This window comes from Microbacterium pratiae (assembly GCF_047302165.1).
Classification (GTDB): Bacteria; Actinomycetota; Actinomycetes; order Actinomycetales; family Microbacteriaceae; genus Microbacterium.
Genome location: NZ_CP154843.1, coordinates 2,085,625 through 2,111,636 on the forward strand (window position 1 = coordinate 2,085,625; position 26,012 = coordinate 2,111,636).

Sequence of the window (26,012 nt, forward strand, 5' to 3'; positions counted from 1 at the left end):
AGCGACCGGTTCTGGGAGGTCGCTCGAACACCCCGGAGCCGTTGCGCTTTCGTGACCTTGCTGGTAGCCGGATTCTCGGTGTTCCCCCATGACGGTGAGCCTCGGCGCACATGGGCCCCTTGATAGGTTTGGGGGGTGACAGACGACTCAGCCGCCCCCCAGCGCGAACAGCGCGACGCGTCGCCTGTCGATACGGCCACCCCGCCTCTGCCCGACCTGCCGGCCGATGTCGCGGCGGCCGGACTCGGGAGCGGGACGCAGTCCGGTGCCGCCTCGTCCGACGGGGCTTCGACATCGCCCGACAAGACGCCTCCGCGACCGGCGAAGCCGCGGAAGCCGCGCGCCCCCGCTGCGTCCGGCGCGAAGAAGCCCGCCGCGTCCGCCGCGAAGAAGCCCGCCGCGTCGACCGCGAAGAAGCCCGCTGCGTCCGCCGCGAAGAAGCCGCCGCGCAAGCCGCGATCCACCGGCGCGGCTGGGGCGGCCACGATTCCCCCGAAGCCGGAGATTCCCGCGGCGGTCGCGGCCGCGGCGTTCGTCGCATCCACCGATGTGAGCGCCACCGAGCGCCCCGGGCCGGACGACGCTGTGCCTCACGACGCGGTGTCGGATGCTGCGGTGTCGGATGCTGCGGTGTCGAACGACGCCGTGTCGGATGCCGCCGTATCGGATGACGTCGTGTCGCCCGAGGCTGCGCCTGTGGTCGAGTCGAGCGCGAGCGTGCCGGAAGACGACGAGTCTGTTGAGCCGATCCATCCGACGCCTCTCGAGGACGACCTCGTGGTGGAAGCCGAATCGGCGGCGGTCATGGAGGCGGCGGTCGAGCCGGATGCCGCGCCGAGTGCGACGGATGAATCCGACGCGGACCCGCAGCCGGTCTCCGACGCGGCACCGCTGCCGGAGAACGCGCCGGCAGTGGAGCCGGAGCCAGAGCCCGAGTCGGAGCCGGAGCCTGAGCCTGAGCCTGAGCCTGAGCCTGAGCCTGAGCCCGTGCCGGAGAACGCGCCGGAGCCGGAGCTCGATCCGGAGCTCGAAGCCGCTGCCTCGCCGGATCCCGCACCGGAGCCGAACTCCGCACCGTTCGACGCCGCGGGCGACGATTCTTCCCGGTCGGTCGAGGTCGAGACGGTCATCGTGAGTGGCGGAGCCGACGAGCGCGCCGCGGACGAGCCCGCTTCGAGCTCCCCGGCCTTGCGGCTGCGGGGCGTGACGAAGGCCTACGGCGAGGCGCGCGCGGTGGATCGCATCGATCTCGAGATCCCGGCAGGCTCGTTCTACGGGCTCGTAGGCCCGAACGGTGCCGGTAAGACGACGACGCTCTCGATGATCGCGGGCCTCCTTCGGCCCGACGAGGGTGCCGTCGAGATCGCCGGGATCGACATTCGACGCGATCCCGCCCGAGCGAAGCGACAGATGGGAGTCCTGCCTGATCGGCTGCGCACCTTCGATCGTCTGTCCGGTCGACAGCTGCTCTACTACTACGGCGTGCTGCGCGGCCTGAAGCCCGCGGTCGTCGAGAACCGGATCGCCGACCTCGCGGCGGCCTTCGATCTGACCGATGCGCTCGGGCGCAGCGTCTCGGACTACTCGGCGGGAATGACGAAGAAGGTCATGCTCGCCGGCGCCATGATCCATGCCCCGCGCCTGCTCGTGCTCGACGAGCCGTTCGAGTCGGTGGACCCGGTCTCGAGCGCCGTCATCCTCGACATCCTGCAGAAGTACGTCGCCCACGGTGGCACCGTCATCCTGTCCAGTCACGGGATGGAGCTCGTCCAGCGTGCGTGCTCGGGTGTCGCTGTCCTCGTGGGCGGCCGCATCCTGGCTTCGGGAACGGTCGACGAGGTACGCGACGGACGGACGCTCGAGCAGCGGTTCCTGGAACTCGCCGGCGGGACGAGCGCGGTGGAGGGCCTCGAATGGTTGCACACGTTCTCCGACTGAGGCTCGCCGTCCTGATCGGAGCGCTGCGTTTCCATCGCGCCCGCGCGTCGGCGGCATCGGCGGCAGCCGTGGTCCTGGTCGGAGCGATCGTCCTCGCACTTCTCCGCCTCCAGGACGCGCCCCTCGCGAGCGCTCTCGTGGTGCTCGCGATCGGCGGCGCGGCCGTGTCGGCCTGCTTCGCGCTCGTGCCTCTGGTCACGCCGATGCGCGATCCGCTCGATCCTCGCGCCTTCATCGTGACGGGCCGTGACTGGCGGCTCGTGGCTGCCGCAACGACCGCCGCCAGTCCCATCAGCCTTCCTTCGGCTGCCGTCATCGTGGTCTCGGTCGCCGTCGCTCTGACCTGGATCGCGCACGGCGTCGATCCGGTTGCTGCGACGTTCGGAGCCGCGGTGATCGTCGTGACGCAGCTGCTCCTGGCGCGCGTGGCCCTCGGAGTCGCCGCCCTCGTGCTCGCCGACCGCCGGTCGCGCGAGCTGACGACGCTTCTGCTGCTCGGCATCGCCGTTGTCGCGATCCCCGTCGCCGTCTTCCTGGCGTCGCTCAACTGGGACGGGGGAGTGCCGAGCCCTCTCCTCAGCGCCGTCGAGACGCTCGCCGTCACCCCGATCGGGGCAGCATGGGTCCTTCCGCTCGATCCTCGCCCGACAGTCGTCATCGTCGCCGTCCTCACGGTTGCGGCACTGGCTGCCGCGTGGGGCCTCATCGTGCGGCACATGCTCACGCACACCGAACGACCTGTGTCGGTGCGCGAGCGCCGCGGCCTCGGCTGGTTCACCGTGACACCCGGCACGCCCGGGGGTGCCGTCGCGGCCCGGTCTCTCGTGTACTGGCTGCGCGACCCGCGCTATCTCGTCGACATCGCCATCATCCCGGTCGCGGCGGTGATCGCCGTCGTGCCTCTCGTCATCGTCGGCGTGCCGCACGAGATCGCGGCGCTGATCCCCGCGCCGCTCATCGCGCTCTTCCTCGGATGGGTCGTCCACAACGACCTCGCGTACGACGGCTCGGCGGTCTGGCTCCACATCTCGAGCGCCGTCCGCGGGGCCTCCGACCGGGTCGGGCGACTGGTGCCGCTGCTTCTCGTCGCGTTGCCGCTCCTCGCGATCGCAATACCGGTCGGCATCGGCATCCACGGCGATTGGAGCGTCCTGCCGGTGATGGTCGGCGTGTGCTCTGCTCTGCTCTTCGCCGGACTCGGGCTGTCGTCCGTGTCGTCGGTGCTCGCGCCCTATGCGGTGGCCCGACACGGTGACAGCCCCTTCCAGCAGCCGCAGCGCACCGGTGGCGGGCTCGCCCAGGGGGCTGTGCTGGTGGGGGCGATCGTCGCAGCAGCACCGGCCCTGTGGTGGTCCTGGCGTTTCACGCTGGGCGAGCCGCACGCGGAGTGGTGGGCGCTGGGCACGGGAGCCGGGGTCGGACTCATGGTGCTCGTGACCGGCATCCTCGTCGGCGGCCTGCTCTTCGACCGCCGTGGCGATCGACTGATGGCATTCGCCGAGACGACCTGACCGTTCGCCGTTAGAATTCCGGCATGAGCACTCCTCTCGATTCTCCCGACCAGGGCGGTCTCGCGACCCTCGACCGTGAGCTCGAAGAGCTCATCCGCGAGGAGACGATCGAGCCCGGCGATCACGAGCGGTTCTCGCACTACGTCAAGAAGGACAAGATCCTCGAGTCCGCGATCACGGGCAAGCCCGTCCGCGCGCTGTGCGGCAAGAAGTGGACGCCGGGCCGCGACCCCGAGAAGTTCCCCGTCTGCCCGACGTGCAAGGAGATCTACGAGTCGATGACGCGCTGACGCGTCGCCGACATCGGGAAAACGCACCGTCCCGCCGAGAACGCACCGTCAAGGGTGCACTCTCAGCGGGACGGTGCGTTTTCGGTGATGCGGGCGATGCGGGACCGCGACGCCTCAGTCGGCCTCGCGGTAGACCGTCGGGATCGCGGGCTCGGAGCGGCTGAGCGCGAGGGCCCGTACGGGCATCTCCTCGATCACGCTGGCATGGTGCGCGCGGGCGGCGCGGACTCCCGCGGCACCGACCCAGTCCTGGACGGCCTGACCACCGCTGAACAGCAGGGTCTGCAGCGCCCGGGCGCCGGGGTGCTCCGCGGGTGTGTCGAGGGGCTCGAAGCCGTCGGAGACCACCACGATCTCCTCCTTGGCGGTACCGCCGTCGAGTGTCCGGAACGCGGTCTTGCGCCCGCCGTGCGACACCTTGTCGGCCGATGCCTTCGCCACCGACAGCCACGATCCGTCGTCGTCCTGGCGGGCGACGAGCTTGTAGACCATGCCGGCGGTCGGGGTGCCCGAGCCGGTGACGAGCGACGTTCCGACGCCGTACGCGTCGACCGGGGATGCCGCGAGCGCCGCGATCGCGTACTCGTCGAGGTCGCTCGTGACCGTGATTCGCGTGCCGTGGGCGCCGAGCTCGTCGAGCTGCGCGCGGACATCGGCCGCGACGGTCGGGAGGTCGCCCGAGTCGATGCGCACCCCGCCGAGACCGGTACCGGCGACTCGGATCGCCGTGGCGACTCCCTCAGTGATGTCGTAGGTGTCGATCAGCAGCGTGGTGTCGACCCCGAGCGCCTCGATCTGGCTGCGGAAGGCCTCTTCTTCGCTGTCGTGGAGCAGCGTCCAGGCGTGCGCAGCGGTGCCCATGGTGGGGATACCCCACGTCCGGCCCGCCTCCAGGTTGCTCGTCGCGCCGAAGCCGGCGATGTGCGCGGCCCGGGCTGCCGCTACCGCGCTCTGTTCGTGCGCGCGGCGTGAGCCCATCTCGGCGAGCGGTCGATCGCCGGCGGCGATCGCCATGCGGGCAGCTGCCGTCGCGACGGCGGAGTCGTAGTTGAGGATGCTGAGCACGAGGGTCTCGAGCACGACGGCCTCGGCGAACGTGCCCTCCACGGTCAGCACGGGTGAGCCGGGGAAGTAGAGCTCACCCTCGCGGTATCCCGTGATGGTGCCCGTGAACCGGTAGTCGGCGAGCCATGCGAGGGTGCGCTCATCGAGTCCGCCGGACTCGCGCAGGAACGTCAGCTCGTCGTCGCCGAACCGGAAGCTCTCGACCTCTTCGAGCAGCCGCCCGGTGCCCGCGACGACACCGAACCGTCGCCCGCCGGGGAGCCGACGTGCGAACACCTCGAACACGCAATGCCGATCGGCGGTGCCGTCGCGCAGCGCGGCCTGCAGCATCGTGATCTCGTAACGGTCGGTGAGCAGAGCGCTGGAGGCCATGAGTGCCACTGTAGCGACGCGGCATTCCCCCGCGGGTTCGGGATGCCGTGGGCACGACGCCAGGTAGGCTCGATGATCGTGAACGACGCGCCCATCGGAATCTTCGACTCCGGTGTCGGCGGGCTCACGGTGGCGCGCGCCATCTCGCAGCTGCTGCCACGGGAGTCGCTGCTGTACATCGGCGACACGGCGCACTCGCCGTACGGCCCGAAGCCCATCGCCGACGTTCGGCGCTACGGACTCGAGGTCCTCGACACGCTCGTCGACGAGGGCGTGAAGATGCTCGTGATCGCGTGCAACACCGCGTCCGCTGCGCTGCTGCGCGATGCGCGTGAACGTTACGACGTGCCGGTCGTCGAGGTCATCAACCCCGCCGTGCGTGCGGCGATCTCCACGACCCGAAACGGACGGATCGGTGTGATCGGGACGGTCGGCACCATCGCCTCTCGCGCCTACCAGGACATGCTCGAGGTCAACGAGCGGCTCGAGGTGTTCGCGGTATCCTGCCCTCGGTTCGTCGAGTTCGTCGAAGCCGGCATCACGCAGTCGCCCGAGGTGCTCGCGGTCGCCGAGGACTACCTCGCACCGCTGCGCGAAGCTGACGTCGACACCCTCGTGCTCGGCTGCACCCACTACCCGTTCCTCGAGGGCGCGATCAGCTACGTCATGGGCCCCGATGTCGCGCTGGTCTCGAGCGACTCCGAGACGGCGAAGGACGTATACCGGCAGCTCGTCTCCCGAGGTCTCCTCGCCAATGACGACGCGGTGCCGAGTCATGTCTACGAGGCCACAGGCGATTCCGGCGACGACTTCCTGAACCTGGCCGACCGGCTCATGGGCCGGGGCGTGCCGTCGGTCCGCATGGTCCAGACAGGTGCGATCGTCCTGCCGAAACTCGCCCCTCCCGCATCCTGAATCTCACCCGCCGTCCGATCGGAGACCCCCTCATGACCGACTCCCTGCGCGCCGACGGGCGCACCGCCGACCAGCTTCGCACCGTGACGATCGAGCGGGGCTGGAGCGCCCACGCCGAGGGTTCGGCCCTCGTGAGCTTCGGCGGCACGAAGGTGCTGTGCACCGCCTCGTTCACCAACGGGGTTCCGCGCTGGCTGACGGGTAAGGGCAGGGGCTGGGTCACGGCGGAGTACGCCATGCTTCCGCGCGCGACGAACAGCCGCAACGACCGCGAGTCGATCAAGGGCAAGGTCGGCGGGCGGACCCACGAGATCTCGCGGCTCATCGGTCGCGCGCTGCGCGCGGTCGTCGACACGAAGGCGCTGGGGGAGAACACGATCGTCATCGACTGCGACGTCCTGCAGGCCGATGGCGGCACCCGCACCGCCGCGATCACGGGAGCCTATGTCGCCCTGGCCGACGCGATCGAGTGGGGCCGGTCGCAGAAGTTCATCGCGCAGCGCTCGGTTCCGCTGGTCGACTCGGTGTCCGCGGTGTCGGTGGGGATCATCGACGGCACCCCGATGCTCGACCTCGCCTATGTCGAGGACGTGCGGGCCGAGACCGACATGAACGTCGTGGTCACGGGGCGCGGACTCTTCGTCGAGGTGCAGGGCACCGCAGAAGGCGCTCCGTTCGACAAGCGCGAGCTCGACGCCCTGCTCGAGCTCGGGGTGAACGGATGCGCGCAGCTGCGCGACATCCAGGCTGCGACGCTGGCATGACCGGTCGCATCGTCCTGGCGACCCACAACCCGCACAAGGTCGAGGAGTTCCACGCCATCGTCGCGGCCGTCCGGCCCGACCTGGAGGTCGTCGGATACGACGGGCCGGAGCCCGTTGAGGACGGCGTGACCTTCCGCGAGAACGCGCTCATCAAGGCCCGCGCCGCGGCGGCGCACACCGGCTTGCCGGCCCTCGCCGACGACTCGGGGATCTGCGTCGACGCGCTCGGGGGAGCGCCGGGCGCCTTCTCGGCCTACTGGGCCGGCCACAAGAAGGATGCCGCCGCCAACACGGCCCTGTTGCTCGACCAGCTCTCCGACATCGCCGACCCGCGTCGTACCGCGCAGTTCGTGTCGGTCATCGCGCTCGTCGACGGCGACACCGAACACGTCGTCGAGGGCGTGTGGCCTGGCCGACTGGCGACCGAGGCCGCGGGTGACGGCGGTTTCGGGTACGACCCCGTCTTCGTGCCCGACGGGCAGCCCGAGCCGGTCCGCACGGTCGCGGAGTGGTCTGCCGCGGAGAAGAACGCGGCGTCGCACCGAGCCCGCGCCTTCGTCGCGCTGACCGAGCTTCTCCGCTCGCTCTGACCGACCGGGCGCCGGCGGTTGCGGCTTCGGTCTCGGTGCCGCCAACAGGCTGAGCGTGGCGGCCGGCCCGGAACGACCGGGCCGGCCGCGGTTCCGCCTGTCCGCGGCACGGGGATCGCGTTCACCCGCAACCGCTCGCGGCGCGGACGTCGCGCGACCTGAGTGGCCCGTCGACAGGCTGAGCCGTGCGCCGGACTGTGCGAGGCGGCCCAGCGCAGTCGTTCAGCCTGTCGACGGCACGGCACGGCACGGCACAGCACGGCACGGCACAGCACGGCACAGCACGGCACGGCACCCTATGGCACCGCACTGAACGGACCGGGCCGGCGACCACGACCGAGCCGCCCGCGACCGGTGTGATGCTGACGGGGCGCTCTAGCTCTCGTCGCGACGAACGTCGGCGGGTGCTCGATCGGGCCGGAGGCCTCGCCACCGCGCGTGACGCAGGATGCCGCCGGGCGTGAACTCGGCGAGCTCCACCTCACCCACGAGCTCGGGCCGCACCCACAGGGCGTCCGAGGCGTCGGCCGCGGGTATGCCGACGAAAGGGTTCCGGTCGGTCCGGAGGGGGTCGAGGGCGGCGGTGAGTCGGACGAGCTCGGCATCGGAGAACCCCGACCCGACGCGGCCGGCGTAGTGCAGCTCGCCGTCGTCGTCGGGGATGCCCAGCAGCAGCGACCCGATACCGCCGCGGCGGCCGCCTTTGCCCGGCCGGATAGCCCCGACGACGACGTCCTGCGTGCGGGAGAGCTTGACCTTCAGCCATTCCTCCGACCGTGCGCCGACGCGGTAGCGGGACGACGGATTCTTCACGACCGCACCCTCGAGGTCGAGTTCACGAGCGACCGTCAGGGCGGCGTCGAGGTCGTCGGTCACGGGCGGTACGGTGAGCGGTGGCTCGGCGTGCTCGGTCGCGGACTCGAGCAGCCGGCGCCGTTCGCGCAGCGGCAGGCCGGTGATGTCGCGGTCGTCGTGCCGCAGCAGATCGAAGACGAAGAAGTCTGCGGGCGTGCGCTCGCGCTCGCGAGCGATGTCGCGTGCCTTGGTCAGGTGCATGCGATTCTGCAGAAGCGGAAAGCTGGGCCGTCCGGACTCGTCGAGAGCGACGATCTCGCCATCGAGCACGAGCGGGGTCTCGCCGAGCCCGAGGGTGGCATCGTCGCTCGTGAGCTCGGGATACCGAGCCGTGATGTCGGTGCCGCTGCGCGCATACAGCCGCATCCGCTCGCCGTCCCAGTGCGCGATCGTCCGTACGCCGTCCCACTTGAACTCGACCCACGGCCCCCACCGTTCCGCCGTCGTGCGGGCCGCCGCGGGCGCCGACGAGACGGCGAGCATCGGCGGAATCGGGCCGCCCGCGATCCGATCCGGATCCGCCACCTCGGCAGCCGACCCCGACCCGGACCCGGACCCGGACCCGGACCCATCGGTCTTCATCCGGTGCAGGAGCCACTGGGACTTCTCGCCCGACCCGCTCGTGCGGATGAGCACGAGACGGGCGTCGGATGCGGCGCCGCCGGCCGTGCCGTGCAGCGTGAAGATGATCTCGTCGTCGCGCCACTTCTCGAGGTCGTACACCCCCGTGTCCCAGATGGTCATCGTGCCTGCCCCATATTCTCCAGCGGGGATCTCGCCGTGGAAGGTGAGGTACTCCATGGGATGCGGCTCGGTCATCACGGCGAGGTGATTCCGATCGGTGGTCTCGGGGATGCCGCGCGGCACCGCCCAGCTCACGAGCACGCCGTCCCGTTCGAGGCGCAGGTCGTAGTGCAGACGTCGCGCGTGATGCTCCTGGACGACGAAGCGCGGCTTCGACGCGGGGCCGGCACCCGCCGCCCCGGTGGCAGCGATCGAGACCGCCTCGGGCATGGGCTCGGGCGTCCGGTCGGCGGAGCGCTTCGCGAGGTACGGCGCGAGCGGCGCCGTGCGACGGGGCGCGAGGGGCGCCAGCAGATCTCCGAGCTCGGCCGCGCGGTCGAGCATCTCGTCGAAGCGCAGATGACGAAGGCCGGGGCCCTCGAGCTCGTCCCACGTCCGCGGTGCCGCGACGGTCGGCTCGTCGCGTCCGCGCAGCGAGTAGGGCGCGATGGTGGTTTTCGAGCCGTTGTTCTGGCTCCAGTCGAGGAAGACCTTGCCGGCACGGGCGTTGCGGTTCATCTGGCTGATGACGAGGTCGGGATGGTCGGCCTCGAGGGAGCGGGCGAGCTCCTTGGCGAAAGCCGAGGCGTCATCGCTCGTCTGGACTCCGGTAAGGGGTGCGTACAGGTGGATGCCCTTGCTGCCGCTCGTGACCGGAAACAGCTCCATCCCCACGTCGGTCATGATGGCGCGTACCCAGTGCGCGACCTCGGCGCATTCGGCCAGACCGACACCGGGACCTGGATCGAGATCGAGGACGAGACGGTCGGGGGCTCCACGCTCTCCCGCGTCGGTGAAGCGCCACTGCGGGACGTGGAGTTCGAGGCTCGCGACCTGCGCGAGGTACACCAGCGCGGCCATCTCCTCGACGAGGGGATAGTCCTTCGCCCCGGTGGAGTGGTCGATGGGCAGGCGCGGGAGCCACGACGGGGCGCCGGGTTCGAGGGCCTTCGCGAAGAAATCGGGCTCATCGACTCCCTCCGGCCAGCGTTTGCGTGTCACCGGGCGACGGTCGAGATGGGGGAGCAGCAGCGGTGCGATGCGAGAGAAGTAGTCGATCACCTCGCCCTTCGTGGTGCCCGTCCGCGGGTACAGCACCTTGTCGAGGTTCGACAGGCGCAGTCGGCGACCGTCGACCCGCACCGTCTGCTCTCCTGCCATGCCGACAGGGTATTGCGCCAGCCGCTGGCGTCGGTGAGGGGTTGCGGTGTGTACTTCGTGCATGAGATCGATCTGGAAAGGCGCCCTGACCTTCGGGCTCGTCAATGTGCCGGTGAAGGTCTACTCGGCCACCGAGGACCACGACGTCCCGCTCCACCAGGTGCACAACGCCGACGGCGGGCGCATCCGGTACCAGCGCATCTGCGAGATCGACGGCGAGGTCGTGCCCTACGCCGACATCGACCGTGCGTACGACGACGGTGAGCAGACGGTCGTGCTCACGAAGGACGACCTCGCATCGCTGCCGTCCGAGCGCAGCCGTGAGATCGATGTCGTCGAGTTCGTGCCGAGCGATCAGATCGATCTGCTCACGCTCGATAAGGCGTATTACCTCGAGCCCGACTCCTCCTCGCCGAAGTCGTACGTCCTGTTGCGGAAGACGCTCGAGCAGACCGACCGCACCGCGATCGTGCGGTTCTCGCTGCGGCAGAAGACACGGCTCGCCGCGCTGCGTGTCCGGGGCGATGTCCTGGTGCTGCAGACCCTCCTGTGGGCCGACGAGGTTCGCGACGCCGCTTTCCCCGCCCTAGACGAGTCCGTGCGCATCTCGGCGAAGGAGCTCGAGATGTCGGCATCCCTCGTCGAGAGCTTTTCGAGCGACTTCGACCCGGAGGCGTTCACGGACGAGTACCAGGAGGAGCTGCGCACTCTCATCGACGCGAAGCTCGAGAAGGGCGACGCGCTCGACACCACCGAGACTTTCGGCGAGAAGACGGAGAAGGAGGGCGGCGAGGTCATCGATCTGATGGAAGCGCTGCGGGCGAGCGTCGAGCGCAGCCGCGCGGCTCGGGGCGGTGGCTCGAAGACGTCGGATGGAGAAGCGTCCCGGGGCGAGACCGAGAAGAGCGGCTCATCGAAGACCGGCGCGACCAAACGCCGCACGAAGGCATCGGCGTCGGACGAGGATGCCGCAGACAAGGCATCCGCGAAGAAGGCTCCCGCTCAGAAGAGCAGTCCGAAGAAGCCGGCCGCCAAGAAGGGCGCGAAAGCGTCCTGATCAGCCTCGGGGCGGCTCGGAACTACTGTCCGCATCGGTTGCGGCAGCGCCCGGGCGGTGGGGGTGGGCCTGCTCGTGCTCGCGGAAGACCTCGGGGTCGAGCACGAGCTCGCGCGCCTCGTCGGCGCCGGTGAACTCGTCGGGTCCGGCGGCCATCTCCTTCTTCGCCTTCCGCTTCTCAGCGAAGTAGTGCCAGACGATGAAGAAGACCGTGCCGACGACCGCGGCGAGCAGGATCACGTCGATGTACTTCGCGACGAACTCGCCGACACCCGGGATTAGGCTCACCACGTAGCCGATCATCGTCAGGCCGAAGCCCCAGAGAACCGCCCCGATGAGGTTGTAGAGCGAGTACCGGTGCCACGGCATCTTGCCGACGCCCGCGGCGACGGGCGCGAACGTACGGACGATGGGAACGAAGCGGGCGAGGATGACGGTGATGCCGCCGTACCGCTCGAAGAAGGCGTTCGTGCGTTCGACGTTACGTCGACTGAACAGTCCCGATTCCTTGCGCTCAAAGACCGCGGGGCCGCCCTTGCGCCCGATGACGTAGCCGACCTCACCGCCGAGGAACGCCGCCAGCCCGATCAGCAGTCCGACGACCCAGACGTTGATCCCGAAGACGCCGTGGGGTGCGTGCGTGACCGGGTTCGACAGCAGGCCCGCCATGATCAACAGGGTGTCGCCCGGCAGCAGGAAGCCGACGAGGAGTCCCGTCTCGGCGAAGATGATGAAGCACACCACGAGCAGAGCCCACGGCCCGGCCGCGCTGATGATGGTGGCGGGGTCGAGCCAGGGGATGAGGGCGATCTGATGCACGAGCTTCCCGTCGGGAGAGGATGACGCGAGGGCGGGCGAACGCCCGATCCGTGCGGAAGGTGGGACTTGAACCCACACGCCGTGAGGCACAGGAACCTAAATCCTGCGTGTCTGCCAATTCCACCACTCCCGCGGACGGGTTCAGTCTAGGCGTGCGGGATAAGCGGATTCGTCCGGATAACCCCCGAATCCGCCGAGACGATGGGGCGGCCACGGCATGCGTGGCCGCTCGAGCGCACCTATCGCGCGATGGAGGTCCCGAGCCCGGGGTTCGGGACGTTCGCTGACGCGTCGCCGAGCCGCGGAGAGCCCCCGACGAACCAGTACCCGGCACCGACGACGAGACCGCCGCCGATGAGGTTTCCCGCGCCGACGAGCAGGAGGTTGAGCGCGAAGCCGCCCACGGTCGCCGACGGATCGCCGGACAGCAGGCCGATCGTGAAGGTCGTCATGTTCGCGACGACGTGTTCGAAGCCCGACGTGATGAACGCGAGGATCGCGGCGAACACGACCAGGATGCGCGCGCTCTCGCTGCGCAGCCGCACCGTCATCCAGATCGCGACGCAGACGAGGACGTTGCACAGGATGCCGCGCACGAACAGCTCGAGCGGCGACTCGTGAGCCTTCGCGGCGAGCATGTCCGAGACCATCGCGCCGGCCGCAGCATTGCTCTGCAGTACTCCGGATGCGACGATCAGCGCCCCGAAGACGATGGAGCCGACGAGGTTGGCGCCGAATGTCCAGATGATCGCCCCGGCAGCGCGCCCCGGTGACACCGCCCTCATGAGGGCGGCCTGGGGGATCGTCATCATCGACGAGGTGACGAGTTCACCGCCTGCGATCACGACGATCGTCAGCGCGACGCCGAACACGAGTCCCGACACGAGCTTCGCCCACCCCGAACCCGTGGCGAGCAGCGGTCCGGCCGCGGTCACCATCAAGACCACTCCGACGCCGATGTATGCACCGGCGAGCATGCCCGCGACGGTGAAGCGGACCGGGGAGCTCAGCCCGTCCGCCTTGTGGCGGCCGTTGCCTGCCTGCGCGGCGAGGGTCTCGGGAATCGTGAGCACGGGATCACCGTCCTTCCGATGCCAGTGTGCGCTCGACGAGACGCTCGGGCGCAGGCAGCGGGCCGGTGATAACCCGGTCAGTACGCGGCGACCGGGCTCCGTTCGGAGACCTCGGCCCGAACGAGGGCGGCCCCCTCCACCAGTGCGCTGATCTTGTCGTATGCGACCTGTCGAGGCAGCGGCGCCATGCCGCAGTTCGTGCTGGGGATCAGGTTGTCGGCATCGACGAACTCGAGGGCACGACGAAGGGTGTCGGCCACCTCATCCGGTGTCTCGATCTCGTGGCTCGCCACATCGATCGCGCCCAGCATCACCTTCTTGCCGCGAAGGAGTTCGATCAGCTCCACCGGCACGTGCGAGTGGTGGCTCTCGAGTGAGACGACGTCGATGCTCGAGCGCTGAAGGAGCGGGAACGACTCCTCGTACTGACGCCACTCGGGCCCGAGCGTCGCCTTCCATTCGTTGTTCGCCGTGATGCCGTAGCCGTAGCAGATGTGCACGACGGTCTCGGCGCGCAGCCCCTCCGCGGCTCGCTCGAGGGCAGCGATGCCCCAGTCCTTCATCTCATCGAAGAACACGTTGAACGCCGGCTCGTCGAACTGGATGATGTCGACGCCGGCGGCCTCGAGCTCACGTGCCTCCTGGTTGAGGATCGTCGCGAACTCCCACGCCAGCTTCTCGCGGCTCCGGTAGTGATGGTCGGCCAAGGTGTCGATCATCGTCATCGGTCCGGGGAGTGCCCATTTGATGGGCCGGTCGGTCTGCGTCCGGAGGAACGCCGCGTCGTCGACGAAGACCGGGCGTCTGCGGTTCACGGCGCCGACCACGGTCGGGACGCTCGCGTCGTAGCGATCGCGGATGCGCACCGTCTCGCGTCTCTCGAAATCGACGCCGTCGAGATGCTCGATGAAGGTGGTGACGAAGTGCTGACGCGTCTGCTCGCCGTCGCTGATGATGTCGAGTCCGCGGCGTTCCTGCTCGTGAACCGCGGCCCGGAGGGCGTCACGCTTGCCCTCGACGAGCACATCGCCGGTCAGCTCCCAGGGCGACCACAGCACTTCGGGTTTGGCGAGCCAGGATGGCTTGGGCAGGCTGCCGACGGTGGAGGAGGGCAGAAGGGTGTGCGACACGGATCGTCCTTCGGTTCAGCGGGTCTGGGCGGCCGGGGCGGCATAGCGGGCGGCCCATCGGCTGAGGACCTGCCGGTGGGGGGTGACGAAGTGCTCCTCGGCGTACTTCCCCTGCGTCGTGGCCAACTGGCTGCGCTCGACCCGGTCGTACGTGATGTCGGTGGGAGCGAAATCGTCACGCTCGAGACTGGGCCGGTACACGTCGCCCGCCGGTTCGGTCGCGTTGTAGATCTCGGGACGGTAGATCTTCTGGAACGTCTCCATCGTGCTGATCGTGCCGATCAGCTGGAGGTCGGTGTAATCGCCGAGCAGATCACCGCGGTGGTACAGAGCGAGGGGTGCGACGCTGCCGCGCGGCATGAAGTAGCGCACCTGCAGCCCCATCTTCGCGAAGTAGTCGTCGGTCAGCGAGTACGAGTCCTGCTCGTACTCGACCCCGAGAACCGGATGCCGGTTTCCGTTGCGCCGGTAGGTGCGGCTGGTCGACACGCTGATGCAGACGACGGGCGACTGGGGGAATCGCTCGCGGTAGGCATCGGACTCGAGGAAGTGCTGGAAGAGCTTCCCGTGGAGATCGCCGAAGTCGTCCGGCACGATGAACGCGCCCGGCGTCTGCTGGGCCGAAGGCAACAGGATGCTGAAGTCGTAGTCCCGGAGGTACGACGAGAAGTTGTTGCCGACGATGCCGTGCTGGCGCTCGCCGGTGTGCCGGTCGACGATGTGGATGTCGAGCACCTCGAGCAGCGGGAACTCGCGGTCGTCGGCAGCGCTGGCTGCAGCATCCTCGATGCCGTCGTCGAAACGCAGATTCGCCGAGACGATGTCGAGCTCGGCGGTGTAGCGGTCGCCCCGCGGGTTGTCGGTGCGGGCGAGATCGTTGAGGCGGGCGTCGATCATGGCGAGCGCGCCGCGGAGGTTCTCTCGGCGGCGCTCGCCGCGGGCGAGGTTGGCGAAGTTCGTCGTGATGCGCGACGACTCGGAGGGGGAGTAGTCCTCGTCGAAGCGCGTCGTCGAGATGCGGAACGTGAACTCGTTCACCATGAGAAGCCAATCGAGCGGAGCTCCGGGGAGCCGAGCGGAGGGTGATGGCTCCATCGTGCGCGCCGAGCGGAGTCATCGGGTAATTCCCTGTCGCTATCGAGTGCCATAGGGTGTGCCTATGGCTGTACGTCGAAGCGGGATCACGCTGCAGCAGCTGCAGTACTTCATCGAGGTGGCCGCGGAGGGGTCGATCTCGGCGGCATCCGATCTGCTCTACGTCGCCCAGCCCACGATGTCGGCGGCGATGAAGGACCTCGAGACGCGCGTCGGTCGCGACCTGCTCGTACGGTCGGCGCGGGGTGTGACACTCACCACCGACGGCGTCGAGTTCCTGGGGTACGCGCGTCAGGTCGTCGAGCAGGCCGAACTGCTCGAGCAGAGATACCTCGGGCGGCCGCCGTCCCGCCGCTTGCTCGGCGTCTCGACGCAGCACTACTCGTTCGCTGTCGACGCGTTCGTGCGGATGGTCAGGAGCACCGGGGCGCCCGAGTACGAGTTCTCGCTGCGCGAGACGCGGACGTGGGACATCATCGAGGACGTCCGGACGCTGCGCAGCGAGCTCGGCATCCTGTTCCGGAACGACTTCAACCGCAACGTGATCGACAAGCTCTTGCGCGACTCGGGGCTGGCTTTTCACCCCCTGTTCGTCGCCGAGCCGCACATCTTCGTCTCGCGTCGGAACCCGCTCGCGTCACGATCCCGAGCGACGCTCGACGACCTCGTCGACCTGCCTCGGCTGACGTTCGACCAGGGGGCGAACAATTCGTTCTACTTCGCCGAGGAGATCCTCTCGACGCTCTCGAGCACCCAGGAGATCCGCGTGTCGGATCGCGCGACGATCTTCAACCTCATGATCGGCCTCGACGGATACACGATCTCGACGGGCATCATCAGCGACGATCTCGATCCGGAGATCGTCGCTGTTCCTCTCGACGTCGACGAGCGCATCGAGATCGGCTGGATCGGCCGCACGGCCGTCCCGCTCACGGAACAGGCCCAGCGGTATCTCGGTGAGGTGCGGGCCGTCGTCGGAGGGTTCGGAATCGAGCTGCTCGGGTGAGCCGAGGTCGTCGCCGGGAACCGTGCTTGGTCACCGCGGCGACGACCTCGTCGACTATCGGGACGTGCGCGCGAAAGCGACCGACGCCAGCGCCGCTGCCTGGTCGCCGAGCACCGAATCATCGAACACGACCCGGGGCGAGTGATTCCACTCCACGGTGCTCAGGTCGGTTCCCTCGGGCGAGGTCATCAGCGCGATGAAGGTACCGGGCACCTCGGCCAGGACGAATGCGAAGTCCTCGGAGCCCATCATCGGGGAAGGCATCTCCATGACGCGCTGCTCGCCGAACGTCCGGCGCAGCTCGCCGAGGACAGCCTCGGTCTCGGCGGCATCGTTCATGGTCACGGGATACATGGTCTCGAAGCGGATGTCGGCGGTGAGACCGTGGGCCGAGGCGACACCCTCGACGACCCGCGGCAGTCCTTCCTGCAGGATCGTGAGCGACGCCGGCGACATGTTGCGCACGGTCGCGGCGATCTCGACCTTCTCGGGGATGACGTTGACGGCGCCGTCTCCCGTCGACAGACGGGTGACCGAGAGCACGATCGGGTCGAAGGCGTCGAAGCTGCGCGTCGCGAAACTCTGGAGCGCGAGCACGATCTCCGCGGCGGCGGGCACCGGGTCGAGCGTCTGGTGGGGCTGTGAGCCGTGTCCGCCGCGCCCGTTGACGGTGACGAAGAGCTGATTCGATCCGGCCGCCACGGCCCCGGACCGGGTCGCGAAGACTCCTCGCGGCCCCGGCGCGACATGGATGGCATACGCGGCGACGGGGCGCTCGCCTGCGGCATCCAGCAGTCCTTCGTCGAGCATGATCTTCGCGCCGCCGTGGCCCTCCTCGCCGGGCTGGAACATGAAGATGACCGACCCGTGAAGTTCGTCCCGGCGAGCGGACAGCAGCTTCGCCGCGCCCACGAGTCCCGCGGTGTGCAGGTCGTGGCCGCACGCGTGCATGTTTCCGTTCGCGGCGGCGAAGTCGAGACCCGTCGCCTCGTCGATCGGCAGGGCATCCATGTCGCCCCGCAGCAGAACGGTCGGTCCGGGCAACGCTCCGCGCAGGACGGCGACGACCGACGTGGTCGCCGTCCCCGTCGAGATCTCGAGCGGCAGTCCGTCGAGCGCGGCGAGCACGCGCTGCTGTGTGCGGGGCAGGTCGAGACCGAGTTCGGGGTCGGCGTGGAGCTCGCGGCGCAGAGACACGAGATCGGGGAGGATCGTCGTCGCATCGGCGGTGAAATCGGGGGTGGTCATGTCAGCCTTTCGTTGCCGGAGTGACGGAGCGCGGCATGCGCATGGTGGCGAGGGCGACGGCGGCGATGAGGAACGCCGCGGCGCAGACTCCCCAGATCGTGATGTAGCCCTGGATGGAGGAGTGCAGAGCTCCCGTGGTCGTGAAGCCCGCGAGCACGACGGCGAAGACGGCGCCGGCCGCTGAGCCGCCGAGCGTGCGGAGCGAGTTGTAGACGCCCGCTGCGATGCCGGTGGAATCGGCGGGGGCGAGCTCTGCGACGAGGGCGGGCAGGGCGCCGAGCAGCAGACCCATTCCGATGCCGTTGATCGCCGACACGACGAAGATCTGCCAGAGGTGGTCGTGGAACGCGATCTGGATGATCGAACCGGATGCCGCCGCCAGCGCGCCCGCGATCAGGACGGTGCGAATGCCGACCCGCCGGGCGAGCGGTGCGAACGTGGCCGCTCCGAGGGTGGCGAGGATCGTGACCACCGCCGTGACGGCCGAGGCGGTGCTCGCCGACGCGGCGAATCCGTAGCCGGTCTGCGCGGGGTCGGCGGTGAGGAACGTCGTCAACGGGGACTGCGCGCCGAACATCACCATGCCGAAGAGGAAGGCCGTGAGATAGACGGGACCGAGCCCGGGAGAGACGACGAGGCGGAGGTCGATCGCAGGCGACGTGGTCCGCAGCTCCCACATCACCCAGGCCGCGAAGACGACGAGCGCTGCGGCGAGCGTTGCGATCGTCGCGGGCGAGGCGAAGCCGGACGTCGATGCGAGGCGCAGCCCGAACAGCAGGAGGACCATGGCGAGGCCGATGCCGACGAAGCCGAGAACGTCGACCTTCGCCGCCGTGCGGGTGGTCGATTCGGGCACCTTGAAGAACACCGCGTAGGCGCTGACCGCGACGAAGACGACCGGGACGAGAAGCGTGAGGGTGAGGCTCGGCAGGACGGCGGAGAACAGGCCCGCAGCCAGCGTGCCGAGAATCGCGCCGCCCGTCAGGCACGACACGAGCAGACCGATCGAGGTGCGCGCCGTCTCACCCTTGATGCGGTTGTGGACGAGTGCGATCTCGAGCGGAAGCCAGACGGCGAGCGGGCCGACGAGGATCCGCGCTGCGAGCACGATCGGGTAGCTCGGCAGGAACGCCGTGACGAGTGTGCCGATCAGTACCGCGACGACGGCGATGCGCAGCATCCGTCGGTGCCCGAAGATGTCGCCCAGCTTCGACAGAAGCGGGACGCAGACGGCGGCCGCCAGCGTCTGAACGGTCAAGAACCACGTGATGTCGGCATCGGATACGCGAAGATGGCCGGCGATCTCGCCGAGAAGCGGGGCGTAGAACCCTTGCACGAACCCGCTGGCGAGTTCGCAGAAGACGAGGAAGCCGACGACGGCGCGGACGCTGACCTTCGGCAGGGACTGGGTGAGGGGCGGGGATTCAGGAGGCATCGGGAACCTGTTCATCGGCGTCGGGCAGTCGACGTGGAGGGTGTGTCACGAGGGCGTCGATGATGTCGACGTAGTGGCGCTCATCGATGTGGATGCGCTTGACGGACTGCCGGTACAGGGTGAGCCCGGCGATCGTGTCGAGGAGGATGTCGTGGTCGACGTCCCCGGGAAGCTCGCCTCGGGCAACGGCGCGATCGATAATCTCGATGCCCTGGTGGCGGCGGTGCTGGAAGAACGTCTCCCACAGCAAGGGGAAGACGTCTGGCTCGAACATCGCGCGGAGTCCGTTGCTCTGTTCGGGCGAGAGCTCTTGGTTCCGCTGGTTCTGACGAGCGTGCTCGAGCAGGTCCGCGCGGACATCGCCGTGGTCGGGCATGGCGCCGACCTCGACTTGCGACCGCAACACGGCGGCGACGAGCGCACCCTTGTCGGGGTACCGGCGGTAGATGGCCGTCTTGCCGCATCCGACCGCTTTGGCCACTCGCTCGACGCTGAGGCCCTGATAGCCCTGCGTTCCGAGGAGTTCGGCCGCAGCCTCGAGGATGCGGCGGGTCAGGTCCTCGTCCGTGGGGCGGCCCGGCTTCTCGGTCTGCGGCGTCATGACCACAACGATACGAAACGGTGTGTTTCGTTAGCGTTACGGATTGTTCACGATTCCGGTCGTCCCGGGACTCGAAGTGGCCCTGTGGAAAGTCGTGACGGGCTGATCGGATAGCTACCACGATGCTGCGGGTGAGCATCTCCCTCTCGTCCGCATCCGGTTCCGAGCTGCCTGACCTGCCTCCCGAGACGCGTATCGCGTGCCGTCTGCGCGATCGTCTGCGCTCTGAGGGCATCGATCCCGCGGAGCGTCCGGACGAGGTCGAGCGCGTCGCGGTAGCGGAAGTGCAACGGCACAATGACTTCGCTCTGGCGCGGGGGCTGGAAGCGGTGGACGACGAGGACTCAGCGGTGCGCCGGGTGCTGGCATCGGTCGCAGGGTACGGCCCGCTGCAGGCGCTCCTGGACGACCCGAGTGTCGAGGAGCTATGGATCAACGCCCCCGACCGAGTCTTCGTCGCGAGGAACGGCCAGAGTGAGCGGGTTGCCTTGACCCTGACCGAAGCGCAGGTGCGCGACCTGGTCGAGCGGATGCTGCACGCCAGCGGTCGCCGCGTCGACGTGAGTCAGCCTTTCGCCGATGCGTCTCTTCCCGACGGATCGCGGCTTCACGTCGTCATCCCCGACATCACCCGCCACTGGTCGGTGAACGTCCGCAAGTTTCTCCGCACATTCCGCACGCTCGACGACCTGGTGGCCGTTGGCTCGGTCACAGTCGACGCGGCCGACATCCTCCGGGCAGCGATCGCGATGGGGCGGAACATCATCGTGTCCGGGGCCACCCACGCCGGTAAGACGACGATGCTCAGTGCGCTGATGGCGGCGAGCCCCGTCGAGCAGCGTGTCGTGACGGTCGAGGAGACGTTCGAGCTCGCGGTCGATCTGCCCGACGTCGTCGCCCTGCAGGCCCGTCAGCCGAGCCTCGAGGGCGGTGGGGAGGTGACGCTGCGGCGCCTCGTGAAGGAGGCGCTACGCATGCGACCGGATCGCCTCGTCGTCGGAGAGGTGCGCGGTGCCGAGGCTCTCGATCTGCTCCTGGCTCTGAACACCGGTGTCCCTGCCGCCGCGACCGTGCACGCCAACTCCGCCGCGGACGCGCTGCGCAAGCTCACGGCCCTCCCGCTCCTGGCCGGCCGCAACATCGACGTCGGCTTCGTCCAGGACGCCCTCGCCGCATCCGTCGATCTGGTGGTGCACTGCGAACTGCTGCCGTCGGGGCGGCGGAGGATCGCCGAGATCGTCTCACCCACAGGGGCGGTGGTCGACGGGGTGATCGCGACGCGTCCCGTCTACCGGAGCCGGGCATGATCCTTCTCTGGGGCGCAACGCTCGGCGCGGGGCTCCTGCTGATGCTCGCACCCTGGCTTTCCCCTCGCGCCGCGGCCGGGCCGGCCACGCGCGGCGGAGCGCGAGGTCTCGGTCGGGGACTCCTCGAATCGGCCGGTCTCGCGCACGTGCCGGTGAGCGGGCTCGGTGCCATCACGGCAGGGACAGCGGGTCTCGCCGCTGCCGTCGCGTGGCTCGTGACATCGCTGCCCGTCGTGGCGCTCGTCGCCGCCGGAGCGGGTGCGCTGCTCCCGACGACCTGGCTGCGATCGCGCTCGCGTGGGCTGCGCAGAGCGCGCCGCGGGTTGTGGCCCGACGTCTGCGACCTCCTCGTCGCGTCCGTTCGAGCAGGGATGCCGCTCGGCGAGGCCGTTTCGTCTGTCGCTGAGAACGGGCCACCGCCGCTGCGTCCGGCGTTCCACGGGTTCGCGCGGGATCTGGCGGCATCCGGTCACTTCGACTCCAGCGCCGCGCGACTGCAGGCCGTGCTCGCAGATCCGGTCGCCGACCGCATCGTGGAGACGCTTCGCATGGCCAGGCAGGTAGGCGGCACCGAGCTGGTCCAGGTGCTGCGCGCCCTCTCGGCGTCCGTCCGCGCCGAGGCCGCCCTGCGAGCCGAGGTGGAAGCACGACAGTCGTGGATCCGCGGTGCGGCCGTGCTCGGATTGATCGCGCCCTGGGTGGTGCTGACGCTGCTGGCGCTGCGGCCCGAAGGCGCTCGTGCGTACGCCAGCGCCGAGGGCACGTTCCTCGTCATAGCCGGCGCGGCGGTATCCCTCGTCGCGTACCGACTCATGCTCCGGATCGGCAGGCTTCCCGAACCGCGGCGGTGGGTGCGGTGAACAACCTGTCCGATCTCGCCGTCGCCGTCATCCTGGGGAGCGTTCTGGCCGTCGGTCTGCTCCTCACCGTCGCGGGGATGCCGCGATGGGCGGCGCCTCCACTGGAGCGCCGAGTCGCACCGTACCTGCGTGACATCGCCGATCCGATGGGCTTGACCCCGTTGCACCGGGGCGTTGCCTGGTCGGCGCGATGGCGTTGGCGTGCCCGCATGTCGCGGATCACCGCCGGGATCGGCGGTTCGGACGCCATCCGGGCGCGACTCGCGCGCGCCGGGTGGTCGGCGTCACCCGAGATGTTCCGCCTGCGACAGATACTCGCGGGCCTCGGAGGACTCACGGTGGGAACGGTGATCACGATCGCTGCTGCCATCCGCGGTGACGCGAACGCGGCGACGCCGGCGCTGCCGTTCCTCCTGGCCGCCGCAGGCGCGTTCGCCGTCCATGCGTGGCTCGTGCGCGCGGCTGAGTCGCATATGCGCCGGGTACGCGAAGAGGTGCCGACGGTGCTCGAGTTCCTCTCGCTGTGCCTGTCTGCCGGAGAGAGCCTGGCCGACGCCCTGCGCCGCGTCGGCGACGTGGGCGCGGGTGAACTCACGGGGCATCTGCGCGCCGCAGTCCTCGCAGCCAGCACGGGTTCGAGCCTCACGGATGCGCTGCGTGACATGGCGCGATCGCTCGATGTGGCGAGCGTGGACCGTGCGGTCGATCAACTCGTCGCAGCCATCGAACGCGGCGCTCCGCTTGCCCAGGTGCTGCAGACTCAGGCAGCCGATGCGCGGGAGGACGCGAAGCGCGTGCTGATCGAACAAGCCGGGCGCAAGGAGATACTCATGCTGCTTCCGCTGGTGTTCCTGGTGCTGCCGCTCTCGGTTCTGTTCGCGATCTTCCCCGGAGTCGTGATGCTGCGGCTGGGCCTGTGAACGAAATGAAGGCGAAGAGAGGAAACACCATGAGACGAACGGTCACGATAGTCCGTCGGGCGGCACAAGACCTCCGGGATGACGACCACGGCGACGTTCCCGGCTGGGTACTCGTGACTCTGATGACGGCGGGACTCGTCGTCGTCATCTGGGCGCTCGCCGGACCCGCGCTGTCGAACCTGTTCGAGCAGGCCATCGCGCGCGTCTCCGGGCTCTGACGTGGCGCACACGCTCGACGACCGCGGGTCGAGTCCGGCGGAGTTCGTCATGGTCGGAGCGCTGCTGACCCTGCTGACTCTCGGGATCATGCAGCTCGCGCTCGCCGTCTATGTCAGGGGCGTCGCGCACGACGCCGCGGTCGAGGGTGCTTACGATGCCGCGCTCGCCGACGTGACTGACGCGGAGGGGGCAGCGCGCGCCCGGGAGGTCGTCGATCGAACCCTCGGACCGGCGTTCGTGCAAGACGTGCAGACGCACCGCACGTCGATCGGCGACGCGACGATGGTGCAGATGACGATGCGGATCACGCTGCCGTTGATCGGGCTGATCGGCATACCCGCCGCGTGGGAGGTGGTCGCGCATGCGCCGGCCGATGACAGCGACTGAGAGGCGCCGTAACGATGACGGCTCGGCTTCCCTCGAGTTCCTGACCGCGGGACTGATCCTGCTCGTCCCCGTCGTCTATCTGATCGTGTCGCTCGGCATCGTCCAGTCGTACACGTTCGCGGCACAGGCCGCAGCACGGCACGTGGCCCGCGCGATCGCGACAGCCACGGATGCCACCCATGCCGAAACACGTGCGGACGCGATCACGCGGGCGATCGCCGGCGAATACGGCATGACGCCCGAAGAGTTCGCGCTCTCCGTGGAATGCTCGGGCACCGGCCCCTGTCCCCAAGCCGGGCAGATCGTGCGCGTCACGGTGATCACCGATGCGGTGTTGCCGCTCGTGCCTCCCGTGTTCGGCCTCGACGGACTCGCCCGGGTTCCGATCGAGGCGACCGCCGTGCAACGGATCCCGCGCTTCTGGGGATCGTCGTGACGACGCAGCCTCGGCTGGGGGACGAGGGCAGCGTCCTGCCGCTCACGCTCGGGTACGCGCTGCTCGCCATCATGCTGGTCCTCGTCAGCGTCGACGCGATGAGTCTCTACCTCGCCCGCAAACAGCTCGACACCATCGCGGACGCGGCTGCGCTCGCCGCATCCGACGGGTTCGATTTCGTCGTCGAAGCGGGCGCGCCACGCGCGCGGCTCGACCCGGCCGATGTCGAGGATCTGGCCACCGAGGTCATCGCCGCATCCGGTGACGCGGCGCTCGTCGAAGCCGTCACACCCGATGGTGTGTCCGCACGCGTCACGGTGGCCACGGTGTGGCGCCCTCCCGTGTCATCGATTCTCGTGCCCGACGGCGTGCGGATCGAGGCGACCGCGACGAGCCGGACCGTGCTGCGCTGAGCCCCGGCCGAGAGTGATTTGCCACCTATGCGGCGCGAGTATTCGGCACGGCGCGAGTTTGGCGCTGGGAGGTGCAATCGCTACCTACCCGGATCTATTCGGAGACGACCGATGGCAGGAGCGAGCAGTCGGTGCCGATTTGTCGCGCCGTTGACCCAAGCGAACGCTCGCGCAGGCGCAGGCGCAGGCGCAGGCGCAGGCGCAGGCGCAGGCGCAGGCGCAGGCGCAGGCGCAGGCGCAGGCGCGGTCGCGGAGCCCGGAGTACCACCGCGCATCGCTCCGGCTAAACGCTTCAGGCCTACAGGCGCGCCGTTTTCATCTGCCCACTGGGTTGCGTAACCACGTCGCACAATAGATGTGTAACTCGCCGAGTGGTCTAATCACCTAGCTAATATGCCGAAAGCCGCCGACCTCTATCGGGGAGGCTTGATCGCCCTGCGAAAGATCAAATCCACTCGATGCCAAACGAATAGGTTGACGCCCCATGGGCTTAGCGGCTAGCGTAACGAAAAGCGGGACGTCGCAAGCAAATGGGCGTATACACCCGTCATAGATCGAAAACATTCCCTGGGGGTTGCGGTGAGAAAGATTAGCTGGAGAACACGCATACTGAGCGCAGTGGGGATCAGTGGCCTGCTGCTCACTGGAGGTGTTGTGGCTAGCCCGGCTGCGAACGCAGTCGACGGTTTCTACGACTGTGGCAGCAACTGGTTCGAGGCCTACGGATACATGACCGTCTTCAGTGGAGATTGGGGGTACTGGCAGGGCTATGCGAAGCTTGGTGACCGCACGCAATGGGGCGCATACAGCAAGTCTTCAACGTCGGCCCGCCTCGATGGTGGAATCAACTACGTTCACGACGGCAAGGTCTACAACAACAGTACAGTGTTCTGCGACTGAGTGGCGCTCTGACGGTGTGTGCGTGGGTGCTCCGCGCACACACCGCGTCGATTGAGGTTCAATGTGTGGAAAAGGCTAGAGCTTGCCGCCGTCACGGTAGGTATCGCGGGCGTTGTGCTTGTCGGGTGTGCGGCACCGGACGAGGCTGGGGTTTCTGATGCGCGGGTTGCGGAGTCGTTCGCGGCGATGTACACGCAGTGGCTGACGGAACCGGACCTCACTGAGATGGATCGCCTGGTACTAGATGAAGCGCAAAGGACTGGCCGGGTCACCCAGGGGCAGTACCAGGACGCGATCGATCGGTTGGTGAGCTGTATGGCTGACGCTGGTTACGCACTCCAACTAACGACGTATCCGTCTGGCGTAATCGAGGTTCAGCCACCAGTGGCAGTTCCTGACGGCGATGACTTGATGTCATCGAAGCATTTCTGCGAGAAGACCACATCGATCTATGCAATCATGGGGTACGAGATGCAGCAAGGAAACCCCGAGCTGTATGCTGATCCGGCCGTCGTCGCCTTCAACTGCCTGGAGGACGCGGATCTTCTTGCCTCGACTGCGACGGTAGATGACGTCAAAAGGTTCATGTACTCTTCGGAGCGCGACAATTTTCCCTTCGATTCGGAAGATTTCGGAGTGAAGGCGTGCTTCTATGGGGCAGGAATGGCTTATGGGACCGTTGCGGAAGCAGAGTGAACCTTGGACCGCGGCCGGTGTTGGGTTGACGATCCTCGGTGCTGCGCTCGCGGTATCGGCGGGCACGCTGTTTGCCTTCGTTGCCGCGCCGCGGGCGACGTCAAACATGGCGCCTGACGTCACGCCCGCGACTTACCCGGTCTCATTGGCTAGCTTCGAAGATCCT

26 protein-coding genes and 1 tRNA gene are annotated in these 26,012 nt (G+C 68.5%); 17 read left to right on the forward strand and 10 right to left on the reverse strand.

Features of this window, described 5'->3' with window-relative positions; genetic code table 11:
- Nucleotides 1–135: 135 nt before the first annotated feature.
- Genes AA0Y20_RS09815 through AA0Y20_RS09825 form a run of 3 tightly spaced genes read left to right on the forward strand, consistent with a single transcriptional unit; the run spans nt 136 to nt 3,739 of the window.
- On the forward strand, nt 136–1,938 hold the full coding sequence (locus AA0Y20_RS09815; RefSeq protein ID WP_412939050.1) for an ATP-binding cassette domain-containing protein: 1,803 nt from the start codon (nt 136–138) through the stop codon (nt 1,936–1,938).
- A complete protein-coding gene (locus AA0Y20_RS09820; RefSeq protein WP_412939051.1) occupies nt 1,914–3,449 on the forward strand; it encodes a hypothetical protein in 1,536 nt (511 codons plus the stop codon). Before AA0Y20_RS09815 ends, AA0Y20_RS09820 begins: the two co-directional genes overlap by 25 nt.
- Nucleotides 3,450–3,472: 23 nt before the next feature.
- Nucleotides 3,473–3,739 carry a DUF3039 domain-containing protein gene (locus AA0Y20_RS09825; protein ID WP_023951164.1) on the forward strand — a complete coding sequence of 89 codons (267 nt, stop codon included), beginning with the start codon at nt 3,473–3,475 and terminating at the stop codon, nt 3,737–3,739.
- 114 nt (nt 3,740–3,853) lie between these two features.
- Here the strand turns inward: AA0Y20_RS09825 and AA0Y20_RS09830 are convergent, their stop codons facing one another.
- Nucleotides 3,854–5,176 carry a nicotinate phosphoribosyltransferase gene (locus tag AA0Y20_RS09830; RefSeq protein ID WP_412939052.1) on the reverse strand — a complete coding sequence of 441 codons (1,323 nt, stop codon included), beginning with the start codon at nt 5,174–5,176 and terminating at the stop codon, nt 3,854–3,856.
- A gap of 78 nt (nt 5,177–5,254) precedes the next feature.
- Here AA0Y20_RS09830 and murI point away from each other — a divergent pair, with 78 nt between their 5' ends.
- From murI to rdgB, 3 genes are read left to right on the forward strand one after another with little or no spacing between them, the layout of a single operon-like run.
- Nucleotides 5,255–6,091, forward strand: coding sequence for a glutamate racemase (gene murI, locus AA0Y20_RS09835; RefSeq protein ID WP_412939053.1), 837 nt, complete (start codon nt 5,255–5,257; stop codon nt 6,089–6,091).
- A 32-nt stretch (nt 6,092–6,123) separates the two neighbouring features.
- Entirely contained in the window at nt 6,124–6,855 is a 732-nt protein-coding gene (gene rph, locus AA0Y20_RS09840) for a ribonuclease PH (protein WP_412939054.1), read from the forward strand.
- Nucleotides 6,852–7,445 (forward strand): RdgB/HAM1 family non-canonical purine NTP pyrophosphatase, encoded by a 594-nt coding sequence (gene rdgB / locus AA0Y20_RS09845; RefSeq protein WP_412939055.1) that lies wholly within the window; start codon nt 6,852–6,854, stop codon nt 7,443–7,445. The genes rph and rdgB overlap by 4 nt, the downstream gene beginning before the upstream one ends.
- A 375-nt stretch (nt 7,446–7,820) precedes the next feature.
- Here the strand turns inward: rdgB and AA0Y20_RS09850 are convergent, their stop codons facing one another.
- Nucleotides 7,821–10,244: an ATP-dependent DNA ligase gene (locus AA0Y20_RS09850; protein WP_412939056.1), complete on the reverse strand. Its 2,424-nt coding sequence runs from the start codon at nt 10,242–10,244 to the stop codon at nt 7,821–7,823.
- Between the two features lie 61 nt (nt 10,245–10,305).
- Between AA0Y20_RS09850 and AA0Y20_RS09855 the strand changes: the two genes are divergently transcribed.
- Entirely contained in the window at nt 10,306–11,301 is a 996-nt protein-coding gene (locus tag AA0Y20_RS09855) for a Ku protein (RefSeq protein WP_412939057.1), read from the forward strand.
- Here the strand turns inward: AA0Y20_RS09855 and AA0Y20_RS09860 are convergent, their stop codons facing one another.
- From AA0Y20_RS09860 to AA0Y20_RS09880, 5 genes are all read right to left on the reverse strand, one after another.
- On the reverse strand, nt 11,302–12,120 hold the full coding sequence (locus AA0Y20_RS09860) for a DedA family protein (RefSeq protein ID WP_412939058.1): 819 nt from the start codon (nt 12,118–12,120) through the stop codon (nt 11,302–11,304). It lies immediately after the preceding gene.
- A gap of 51 nt (nt 12,121–12,171) precedes the next feature.
- Nucleotides 12,172–12,253 (reverse strand) — tRNA-Leu (locus AA0Y20_RS09865).
- A gap of 106 nt (nt 12,254–12,359) precedes the next feature.
- The gene (locus AA0Y20_RS09870; protein WP_412939059.1) at nt 12,360–13,193 is read right to left on the reverse strand and encodes a formate/nitrite transporter family protein; all 834 of its coding nucleotides are present in this window, start codon (nt 13,191–13,193) and stop codon (nt 12,360–12,362) included.
- A 77-nt stretch (nt 13,194–13,270) separates the two neighbouring features.
- Nucleotides 13,271–14,323, reverse strand: a complete 1,053-nt coding sequence (locus AA0Y20_RS09875) for a methionine synthase (protein ID WP_412939060.1) — start codon at nt 14,321–14,323, stop codon at nt 13,271–13,273.
- A 15-nt stretch (nt 14,324–14,338) separates the two neighbouring features.
- Complete coding sequence (locus AA0Y20_RS09880; protein ID WP_412939061.1) at nt 14,339–15,364, reverse strand: putative oxygenase MesX; 1,026 nt, start codon at nt 15,362–15,364, stop codon at nt 14,339–14,341.
- 118 nt (nt 15,365–15,482) lie between these two features.
- On the opposite strand from AA0Y20_RS09880, the gene AA0Y20_RS09885 reads away from it, so the two are divergent.
- On the forward strand, nt 15,483–16,424 hold the full coding sequence (locus tag AA0Y20_RS09885) for a LysR family transcriptional regulator (RefSeq protein ID WP_412939062.1): 942 nt from the start codon (nt 15,483–15,485) through the stop codon (nt 16,422–16,424).
- A gap of 54 nt (nt 16,425–16,478) precedes the next feature.
- On the opposite strand, the gene AA0Y20_RS09890 is transcribed toward AA0Y20_RS09885, so the two are convergent.
- From AA0Y20_RS09890 to AA0Y20_RS09900, 3 genes are read right to left on the reverse strand one after another with little or no spacing between them, the layout of a single operon-like run.
- On the reverse strand, nt 16,479–17,672 hold the full coding sequence (locus AA0Y20_RS09890) for a M20 metallopeptidase family protein (RefSeq protein WP_412939063.1): 1,194 nt from the start codon (nt 17,670–17,672) through the stop codon (nt 16,479–16,481).
- Nucleotide 17,673: 1 nt separating this feature from the next.
- Complete coding sequence (locus AA0Y20_RS09895; protein ID WP_412939064.1) at nt 17,674–19,107, reverse strand: MFS transporter; 1,434 nt, start codon at nt 19,105–19,107, stop codon at nt 17,674–17,676.
- The gene (locus AA0Y20_RS09900; protein ID WP_412939065.1) at nt 19,097–19,708 is read right to left on the reverse strand and encodes a TetR/AcrR family transcriptional regulator; all 612 of its coding nucleotides are present in this window, start codon (nt 19,706–19,708) and stop codon (nt 19,097–19,099) included. The genes AA0Y20_RS09895 and AA0Y20_RS09900 overlap by 11 nt, the downstream gene beginning before the upstream one ends.
- Before the next feature lie 131 nt (nt 19,709–19,839).
- Here AA0Y20_RS09900 and AA0Y20_RS09905 point away from each other — a divergent pair, with 131 nt between their 5' ends.
- The 9 genes from AA0Y20_RS09905 to AA0Y20_RS09945 all read left to right on the forward strand — a co-directional run bounded on the left by AA0Y20_RS09905 (nt 19,840) and on the right by AA0Y20_RS09945 (nt 25,846).
- A complete protein-coding gene (locus AA0Y20_RS09905; protein WP_412939066.1) occupies nt 19,840–21,015 on the forward strand; it encodes a CpaF family protein in 1,176 nt (391 codons plus the stop codon).
- Nucleotides 21,012–21,875, forward strand: coding sequence for a type II secretion system F family protein (locus AA0Y20_RS09910; protein WP_412939067.1), 864 nt, complete (start codon nt 21,012–21,014; stop codon nt 21,873–21,875). Before AA0Y20_RS09905 ends, AA0Y20_RS09910 begins: the two co-directional genes overlap by 4 nt.
- Nucleotides 21,872–22,795, forward strand: a complete 924-nt coding sequence (locus AA0Y20_RS09915; RefSeq protein WP_412939068.1) for a type II secretion system F family protein — start codon at nt 21,872–21,874, stop codon at nt 22,793–22,795. Before AA0Y20_RS09910 ends, AA0Y20_RS09915 begins: the two co-directional genes overlap by 4 nt.
- A 29-nt stretch (nt 22,796–22,824) precedes the next feature.
- Nucleotides 22,825–23,013 carry a hypothetical protein gene (locus AA0Y20_RS09920; RefSeq protein WP_412939069.1) on the forward strand — a complete coding sequence of 63 codons (189 nt, stop codon included), beginning with the start codon at nt 22,825–22,827 and terminating at the stop codon, nt 23,011–23,013.
- Nucleotides 23,014–23,062: 49 nt separating this feature from the next.
- Complete coding sequence (locus tag AA0Y20_RS09925; protein ID WP_412939737.1) at nt 23,063–23,401, forward strand: TadE family protein; 339 nt, start codon at nt 23,063–23,065, stop codon at nt 23,399–23,401.
- On the forward strand, nt 23,388–23,837 hold the full coding sequence (locus AA0Y20_RS09930; RefSeq protein WP_412939070.1) for a TadE family protein: 450 nt from the start codon (nt 23,388–23,390) through the stop codon (nt 23,835–23,837). Before AA0Y20_RS09925 ends, AA0Y20_RS09930 begins: the two co-directional genes overlap by 14 nt.
- The gene (locus AA0Y20_RS09935; RefSeq protein WP_412939071.1) at nt 23,834–24,250 is read left to right on the forward strand and encodes a pilus assembly protein TadG-related protein; all 417 of its coding nucleotides are present in this window, start codon (nt 23,834–23,836) and stop codon (nt 24,248–24,250) included. The genes AA0Y20_RS09930 and AA0Y20_RS09935 overlap by 4 nt, the downstream gene beginning before the upstream one ends.
- Before the next feature lie 618 nt (nt 24,251–24,868).
- A complete protein-coding gene (locus tag AA0Y20_RS09940) occupies nt 24,869–25,150 on the forward strand; it encodes a hypothetical protein (protein ID WP_412939072.1) in 282 nt (93 codons plus the stop codon).
- Between the two features lie 51 nt (nt 25,151–25,201).
- Nucleotides 25,202–25,846: a hypothetical protein gene (locus tag AA0Y20_RS09945; RefSeq protein ID WP_412939073.1), complete on the forward strand. Its 645-nt coding sequence runs from the start codon at nt 25,202–25,204 to the stop codon at nt 25,844–25,846.
- Nucleotides 25,847–26,012: the final 166 nt, after the last annotated feature.